The following is an 8,124-nucleotide window of genomic DNA, read 5'->3' as shown; positions in this document are numbered from 1 at the left end:
CGAGCCGGTCATCGGCGGCACTCGCGCGGCCGACGATCCCGAGACCTCCGACGCGGCCGGCGCGATCGACAGGGTGGACGCGGCGTCTCGCCACGCTCCTCGAACGCCGGGCCGCGCTGGCCGGGCGGATCCAGCGGCTCAAGCCCGTCGGCGGGTTCAGAGGGCGGGACATGGACCGCGAGCGGCGCCTCGTCGCGGCCATGGCCCGCCGCGCCCCCAGCCTCGGCGCCGGGCTGCTCGCCCCGATCATGAACGCCGTGATCGAGGCCGGATTGCGCCTGTCCGAGGAGAAGCGGGACGGCGAGGAACGGAGATAGGATCCGAACCACGTGAGTCCCACTGGTTCGCGTTAGGCTCTGTCCGCGGTCCGGTGACGATGGGGGTCTCATGGGTGATTCGTTTGTTCATCTGCACGTCCACACCGAGTATTCGATGCTCGACGGAGCGGCGCGGCTGAAGCAGATGTTCAAACTCGTGGGCGAGCTGGAGATGCCCGCGATCGCGATCACCGACCACGGCAACATGCACGGCGCCTACGACTTCTACAAGCAGGCGACCGGCGCCGGGGTGAAGCCCATCCTCGGCATCGAGGCGTACGTCGCGCCCGAGTCGCGCATGCACAAGAAGCCGGTGCTGTGGGGCGAGCCGCACCAGAAGAGCGACGACGTGTCGGCGGGTGGCTACTACACCCACATGACCATCTGGGCGCGGAACAAGACCGGCCTGAAGAACCTGATGAAGCTCAGCTCGCGCGCCTACACCGAGGGCTTCGTCCGCAAGTGGGCCCGGATGGACGCCGACATCCTCGCCGAGCACGCCGAGGGCCTGATGGCCACCACCGGCTGCCCGTCCGGAGAGGTGCAGACCCGGCTGCGGCTCGGCCAGTACGACGAGGCGCTCAAGGCCGCCGCGAAGTTCCAGGAGATCTTCGGTAAGGAGAACTACTTCCTGGAGATCATGGACCACGGCCTCGACATCGAGCGCCGGGTCCGCGACGGCCTGGTCCGGATCAGCCGCGAGCTGGACATCCCCCCGGTGGTCACCAACGACTCCCACTACACGTACGAGTCGGACGCGGCCGGCCACGACGCGCTCCTGTGCATCCAGACCGGCAAGCAGCTCAGCGACCCCGACCGGTTCCGGTTCGACGGCAGCGGCTACTACATCAAGACGGCCGACGAGATGCGGGCGGTCGACTCCTCCGACATCTGGCAGGAGGGGTGCCGCAACACGCTGCTGGTGGCCGAGAAGGTCGACCCCGAGGGCTTCTTCCCCTACCACAACCTGATGCCGACCTACCCGATCCCCGAGGGGATGACGGAGGAGGAGTACTTCCGGCAGCAGGTCTGGGAGGGCCTGAAGCGCCGCTTCCCGGGCGGCGTGGACGAGGAGCACCGCGCCTGGGTCGAGAACGAGCTCAGCGTCATCATCCAGATGGGCTTCCCGAGCTACTTCCTCGTGGTCGCCGACTTCATCATGTGGGCCAAGAACAACGGCATCCGGGTCGGTCCCGGCCGTGGTTCGGCCGCCGGTTCGCTGGTCGCGTACTCGCTGGGGATCACCGACCTCGACCCGATCCCGCACGGCCTGATCTTCGAGCGGTTCCTCAACCCCGAGCGCGTCTCGATGCCCGACATCGACATCGACTTCGACGAGCGCCGGCGCGCCGACGTGATCCGCTACGTGACCGAGAAGTGGGGCGCCGACAAGGTCGCCATGATCGCCACGTTCGGCACCATCAAGGCGAAGGCGGCCGTGAAGGACGCCGGCCGCGTCCTCGGCTACCCGTACGCGCTGGGCGACCGCATCTCCAAGGCGTTCCCCCCGGCGGTGATGGGCAAGGACATCCCGCTGTCGGGCATCTTCGACTCCGACCACCCGCGCTACAACGAGGCGGGCGAGCTGCGCAAGCTGTACGAGGAGGACGTCGACGTCAAGGCGACGATCGACCTCGGGCGCGGCCTGGAGGGCCTGATCCGGCAGACCGGCGTGCACGCCGCCGGCGTCATCATGTCGGCCGAGCCGCTGACCGACCACATCCCGATCATGCGCCGCGACTCGGACGGCGCGATCATCACGCAGTTCGACTACCCGACCTGCGAGACGCTCGGCCTGCTGAAGATGGACTTCCTGGGCCTGCGCAACCTCACGATCATCGACGACTGCCTGAAGATGATCGAGGGCAACACCGGGAACAAGATCGAGCTGCTGGAGCTCCCGCTCGACGACACCAGGACGTACGAGCTGCTGGCCAAGGGCGACACGCTCGGCATCTTCCAGCTGGACGGCGGCGGCATGCGCACGCTGCTGCGGCTGATGAAGCCCGACAACTTCGAGGACATCTCCGCGGCCCTCGCGCTCTACCGGCCCGGCCCGATGGGCGCCAACTCGCACACCAACTACGCGCTGCGCAAGAACGGCCAGCAGGAGATCATCCCGATCCACCCCGAGCTGGAGGAACCGCTCAAGGACATCCTCAGCACGACCTACGGCCTGATCGTCTATCAGGAGCAGGTCATGGCCATCGCCCAGAAGGTGGCCAACTACACGCTCGGCGGCGCGGACCTGCTCCGCCGCGCGATGGGCAAGAAGAAGAAGTCCGAGCTGGACAAGCAGTTCGAGTTCTTCGAGAAGGGCATGAAGGAGAACGGGTTCTCCGCGGCGGCGATCAAGGCCCTGTGGGACATCCTCCTCCCGTTCTCCGACTACGCGTTCAACAAGGCCCACACCGCCGGGTACGGCCTGGTGTCCTACTGGACCGCCTATCTCAAGGCCAACTACCCGGCCGAGTACATGGCGGCGCTGCTGACCAGCGTCAAGGACGACAAGGACAAGTCGGCGCTCTACCTCAACGAGTGCCGCCGCATGGGCATCAAGGTGCTCCCGCCGGACGTCAACGACTCCGACTTCGACTTCACCCCGCGCGCACCGACATCCGGTTCGGCCTGTCGGCCATCCGCAACGTCGGCGCGAACGTCGTGGACGGGATCATCGCGGCGCGCAAGGAGAAGGGCAGGTTCACCGACTTCAAGGACTTCCTGCGCAAGGTGCCCGCGATCGTCTGCAACAAGCGCGTCATCGAGTCGCTGATCAAGTCGGGCGCGTTCGACTCGTTCGGGCACGTGCGCAAGGGCCTGCTGATGGTGCACGAGCAGGCGGTCGACGCGATCATCGACATCAAGAAGAACGAGGCGATCGGCCAGGACTCGCTGTTCGGCGCGATCGACGGCGCCGAGGACCAGACCTTCGACGTGCAGATCCCGCCGGGGGAGTGGGACAAGACGACGCTGCTGCAGTTCGAGCGGGAGATGCTCGGCCTGTACGTCTCCGACCACCCGCTGTTCGGCGTCGAGCACATCCTGTCGGCGGGCGCCGACTGCTCCATCGCCGCACTGCAGGACGACAGCCGCCCCGACGGGCAGGTCGTCACGGTCGGCGGCATCCTGTCGGGCCTGCAGCGGAAGGTGACCAAGAAGGGCGACACCTGGGTCCTCACCATGCTGGAGGACCTGGAGGGCTCCATCGAGGTCATGATCTTCCCATCGGCCTACCAGCTCTGCGCGACCGTGCTCGCCGAGGACGCGATCGTCTTCGTCAAGGGCAGGATCGACAAGCGGGAGGACGTCGCGAAGATCATCGCGATGGAGGTGACCGCGCCGGACCTCACGGCAGAGTCGGGCGGGCCGCTGGTGGTGAGCATGCCGATCAACCGCTGCACGCCGCCCGTCGTCGGCCGGCTCAAGGAGGTGCTCACCACCCACCCCGGGACCACGGAGGTCCACCTCCAGGTGCACAACGGGCCGCGTACGACGGTCATGCGGCTGGACGACCGGCTCCGGGTGACCCCGTCACCCGCCCTGATGGGCGACCTCAAGCAACTGCTCGGCCCGGCCTGCCTGGCCGGTTGACCGGCTGACCGGTCACCGGGCCGCAGCGAACTTTCCCGGCCGGGCGGCCGTCCAACACGGCATGAACAACGATCACAGAGGAATCCACAAGCACAAGGCGGTCCGGCTCGCACGCCCGGCCATTGCGGCGGCGCTCGCCGCGGGGATCGCGTTGACCGGCGTCACGGCGGCGAGCGCGGCCGCGACGTCCGCCGACGCCACCACCAGTGCGGCCGGCAAGTTCGGCCCGTACGGCTACGGAGGGGTGCGGCTCGGGATGACCGTCAAGCAGGCTGAGGCGACCCGCAAGATAGTGAAGAAGCGTGACGACGGTCAATGCTCCGGTTGGGATCTCAAGGCCCACCCGACCGGCCGCGACAGTGTGGGCCTCTACATCTCCAAGGATCTGGGAGTCGCCCTCATCGGAGCGCCCAAGGGCGTCAAGACGCCCGAGGGCATCCAGGTCGGCTCCACCATGAAGCAGGTCAAGAAGGCCTACCCCCGGCTCGACACCACGGGTAACTACCCCGTCGCTGCCGTTCCCGGTAACCCGAAGGCCCTCTACTACTTCCTGGCGCACCGAGGCAAGGTCTACGAGCTGGCTCTGGCCCTGAAGAACCAGGACTGCACCAACTAGGCCCGGCGCAGCGACACGGGACGCAGTACGTCGACGCAGGGGGCAGACGGCGCCTGTACCGGGGTCCGGCCCACCACGGACGAGGAACGGGCCGACTGGGACGTTCCCCCACTCGCCGACGCCCTTCGCCGCCGCGGCGGGCTCCCGGGCGACCCGGGTGTCGGCGTCGCCCAGGGCCAGGCGAAGCGCGCGGGCCAGGAGTTCGACGGCCGCGCCGGGCGCGAGCATGCCGAGGTCGAGGATGCGCGCCTCCACGTCCAGCGTGAGCCGCGAGGTGATCGACACCGTGCCCGTGCCGGGCAGCGGCGGCCTGACCTGCTCGGCCGACGAGGCGTTGTCCAGGACCAGCAGGATCGGCCGGCCCTGCCCGGCGTACGCGTCCAGCACCGTCGCGAACGGCGGGCCCGGTCCTGGGTGGCGGGAGGGACGCGTTCGGGGGTCCAGCCTCAGCGCCCGCAGCAACTCGCCGAGCACCTCGCCGGGCTGAGCGCCGCATCGCCGCCCTTGCGCGGTCCGATCGTGGTGACCGGGACGCTCGTCCCAGACCTCCTGTTCCGCGTGGCTGGGGACCTCACAGTGGCATGAGAGGCCGGCGTAGCCCTGGAGGTCGGTGAACAGCACGGCGCCGGGAAACCAGCCGCGCTCGCGGGCGAGGTGCGCGGCCTGCAGGGCGAGTTCGGTCTTGCCGGCTCCGCCGAGACCCGTCACGAGGGCGGCGCGCGGGCGGTCCGGCTCGGTGCGCCCCCATCATCGCCCCCCGCCTCCCTGCGCGGCAGGCACAATCGCGGGCGCGGCATCCATCCGCTCAGGCGTGGCGCCGTACGCGGTGGACCGGGCGGTGGTGCCGAGCCGGTGCTTCGGCTCGGCCGGTTCCCCGGCTTCCCGCCGGATGCCGCGCCGCGTGCTTCGCGCCGTGGGCCGCCCGCGGGTGCCGGTTCTCGTGGGTCACGGCGTGGTGCCGGCCGTCCGCCGCGCGGGTGGCGGTCGCTCTCCCGGGCACGGGGACGAGCGGGCCGGTGGCGGGACGCGGCGGGCGGGATGGCGCCCGCCGGCCGGCGGCCGGACGCGGTGGGCGGGGCGGCGCGCGCCGGCCGATGGCCGCTCCCCTTCGCACCGGCGCGGGGGTGGGTGAGACTCGCCCAGCCCGTCCCGCCGGACGTCGCGGGTGCGGCGCCGGAGCCCCTGCGGAGTGGCGCATGGGGCGAGGAGCCACGGGCGACCGAGCGGGCGCCTGTGGCACCCGGCGGGTTACGGGTGGAGGTGACCGAGGTGGAGCGGCGAGGAGGGGCGAGAGCGGCCCGGACGGCGGTGGGGGTGGTCCTGGCCCCTTCGGCCAGGGGAGTGGTCCTGGCGCTGCCGGAGGCCTCCTCGCCGCCGTTCGTCGCGCCGTCCGTCGCGCCCTCCCTCTGGGCCGACGCGCCGTCGCCGTCGTCGTGCTTCTCGCGCTCGGCCTCCCGCTTCTTCTTCTCCTTCTTGCGTTGCTTCTCCAGCGCCTCCTTCAGGCCGGGCGTGAAGCCGCCGCCGAACCGGGCCATGTCGGGCGGGACGAATCCGTACGCCGGGGTGCCCCGCAGGGCCGCGCGCATCGAGTCCACCCAGATCGGGCCGGGCAGCGAGGCGCCCTGCACCGCGCCGTAGTATCGGCCGCCGATGGTGACGCCGGTGAGCGGATAGCGGTAGGAGCCGCGGATGTCGCCCACGCTGACGGCGGAGGCGAGGCCGGGCGTGTACCCGGCGAACCAGGCCGAGGTGTAGCCGTTGTTCGTGCCCGTCTTGCCCGCGGCGGGCCGGCCGATGGACTGCCCGCGCATCGTGCCCTTGGTGAAGACCCCCGTCAGCACGTGGCTCACCGCGTCGGCGACCGCGGGTTCGAGCGCGGTCACGCAGGCGGGCGGTATCTCGGTGCGGGTGCCGTCGCGCTCCACGACGGCGGTGATGGCCATCGGCCTGCAGTAGCGGCCGCGGGCGGCGATCGCCGCGTACGCCGCCGCCACGGTCGTCGGGTCCATCTCGTTGGCGCCCAGCGTGAACGTCGGCACCTCGTGGAGCGGCGCGCCGTCCGCCCGCCTGATGCCGAGCGACTTGGCCGTCTGCACGACGTCGCACAGGCCGACCTCGCGCTCCAGCCGCATGTAGAAGATGTTCACCGACTGCCAGGTGCCCATCTCCAGGCTGTACGGCCCGCCGCCGCCCTCGCCGCCCGCGTTGTGGATGACCGTGTTCGGGTCGTTGACGGCCCTGCCCGAGCAGTCGCGATAGCCGTACGACGGGACGTACGAGCCGGGGATCGTGAAGCCGTCGCCGAACCGCATCCCCTGCTTGAGCGCGGTGGCCAGCGTGAACACCTTGAACGTGGACCCCGCCTGCAGGCCGAGCCCGCCGCCGTGCGCGGTGTCGGCCGCCAGGTTGTAGGTGGTGCTGGGCCCGAGGTCGCGGTCGTGCGGGTTGCGCCCATACCGCTTGCTCACCGCCATCGCGCGGATGCGCCCGGTGCCCGGCTCGATCATCGTCTCCGACGCCACCTGGTTGTCGCGGGGCCTGACCCGCGCGGCGATGGCACGCTCAGCGGCCCGCTGCGCGACCGGGTCGATGGTCGTCCAGATCGTCAGCCCGCCCCGCTGGAGGCGCCGCTCCCGGTCGGCCCTGGTGTATCCGAAGGCGGGGTTGGTGAGCACCTCGCGCTCCACGTACACGCAGAAGAAGGGGTGGGCGCTGCCGGCGCAGCCGCCGGGCTCGGGGCGCAGGTGCAGCGCCAGCGGCTCGGCCGCGGCGGTGCGCGCCGCGTCCTTGCCGATCACTCCGAGCTCGGCCATCCGGCCCAGGACCAGGTCGCGCCGGGCGCGCAGCCTCTCCTGGTGCTCCTCGCCGAGCGAGGGATCGGTGTCGTACGGCGTGCGCACGGCGCCGGCGAGCGTCGCGGCCTGCGTGAGCGTGAGGTCGGCGGCGTCGACGCCGAAGAACCGCTTGGCCGCCGCCTGGACGCCGAACGCGCCCGCGCCGAAGTAGGCGATGTTGAGGTAGCGCTCGAGGATCTGGTCCTTGGTGTATTTGCGCTCCAGCGCCAGCGCGTACCGCAGCTCGTCCAGTTTGCGGCGGAACGAGCGGACGAGGGCCTGCGCCCGCTCCTGCTCCGACTCGGCCTGGTTCAGCATGATGTTCTTGACGAGCTGCTGGCTGATGGACGAGCCGCCCTGCCTGATCCCGCCGGCCCGCGTGTTGGTGACGAAGGCCCGCAGCGTTCCCTTGATGTCCAGGCCGCCGTGCTCGTAGAACCGGGCGTCCTCGATGGCCACGATGGCCTGGCGCATGACCGGGGCGACCGCGCTCAGCGGCACCGACTGCCGGTTCTGGTAGTAGAACTGGGCGATCTGGTGCCCGTTGCGGTCGAGCAGCCGCGTCACCTCGGGCAGCGGCTCCTCGCGCAGGGGCGCGGGCAGGTCGGTGAAGGTGGAGGCCGCGCTCTTGGCCGCCAGGCCGGCCCCGCCCACGTAGGGCATGACCAGCCCGGCGACCAGCGTGCCCCCGGCCGCGCCGCACATGCCCAACGCGAGGACGGTGCTGAGAAGACGAGAGGTCACGGGATATCAGTGCGACCTCTGG

Annotated in this window: 3 protein-coding genes and 2 pseudogenes; 4 read left to right on the top strand and 1 reads right to left on the bottom strand. The window is 70.6% G+C overall.

What is annotated here, in order from left to right; all coding sequences use genetic code 11:
* From B1L11_RS35720 to B1L11_RS35705, 4 genes and pseudogenes are all read left to right on the top strand, one after another.
* Window positions 1–317 (top strand): annotated as a pseudogene (locus B1L11_RS35720) (chorismate mutase); the annotation flags it as partial.
* Between the two features lie 70 nt (window positions 318–387).
* Window positions 388–3,908, top strand: a pseudogene (gene dnaE / locus B1L11_RS35715) (DNA polymerase III subunit alpha).
* Window positions 3,909–3,969: 61 nt separating this feature from the next.
* Complete coding sequence (locus B1L11_RS35710; RefSeq protein ID WP_256863180.1) at window positions 3,970–4,524, top strand: hypothetical protein; 555 nt, start codon at window positions 3,970–3,972, stop codon at window positions 4,522–4,524.
* Between the two features lie 241 nt (window positions 4,525–4,765).
* Window positions 4,766–5,011, top strand: coding sequence for a hypothetical protein (locus B1L11_RS35705; RefSeq protein ID WP_079319718.1), 246 nt, complete (start codon window positions 4,766–4,768; stop codon window positions 5,009–5,011).
* A 217-nt stretch (window positions 5,012–5,228) separates the two neighbouring features.
* Here B1L11_RS35705 and B1L11_RS54300 read toward each other — a convergent pair whose 3' ends face one another.
* Window positions 5,229–8,102, bottom strand: coding sequence for a transglycosylase domain-containing protein (locus B1L11_RS54300; protein WP_306291749.1), 2,874 nt, complete (start codon window positions 8,100–8,102; stop codon window positions 5,229–5,231).
* Window positions 8,103–8,124: the final 22 nt, after the last annotated feature.

This window comes from Microbispora sp. GKU 823 (assembly GCF_002027145.1).
GTDB classification, from domain to species: Bacteria; Actinomycetota; Actinomycetes; order Streptosporangiales; family Streptosporangiaceae; genus Microbispora; species Microbispora siamensis.
The sequence above is the reverse complement of the archived record's forward strand: the minus strand, read 5'-3'. Positions and strand labels throughout refer to the sequence as shown.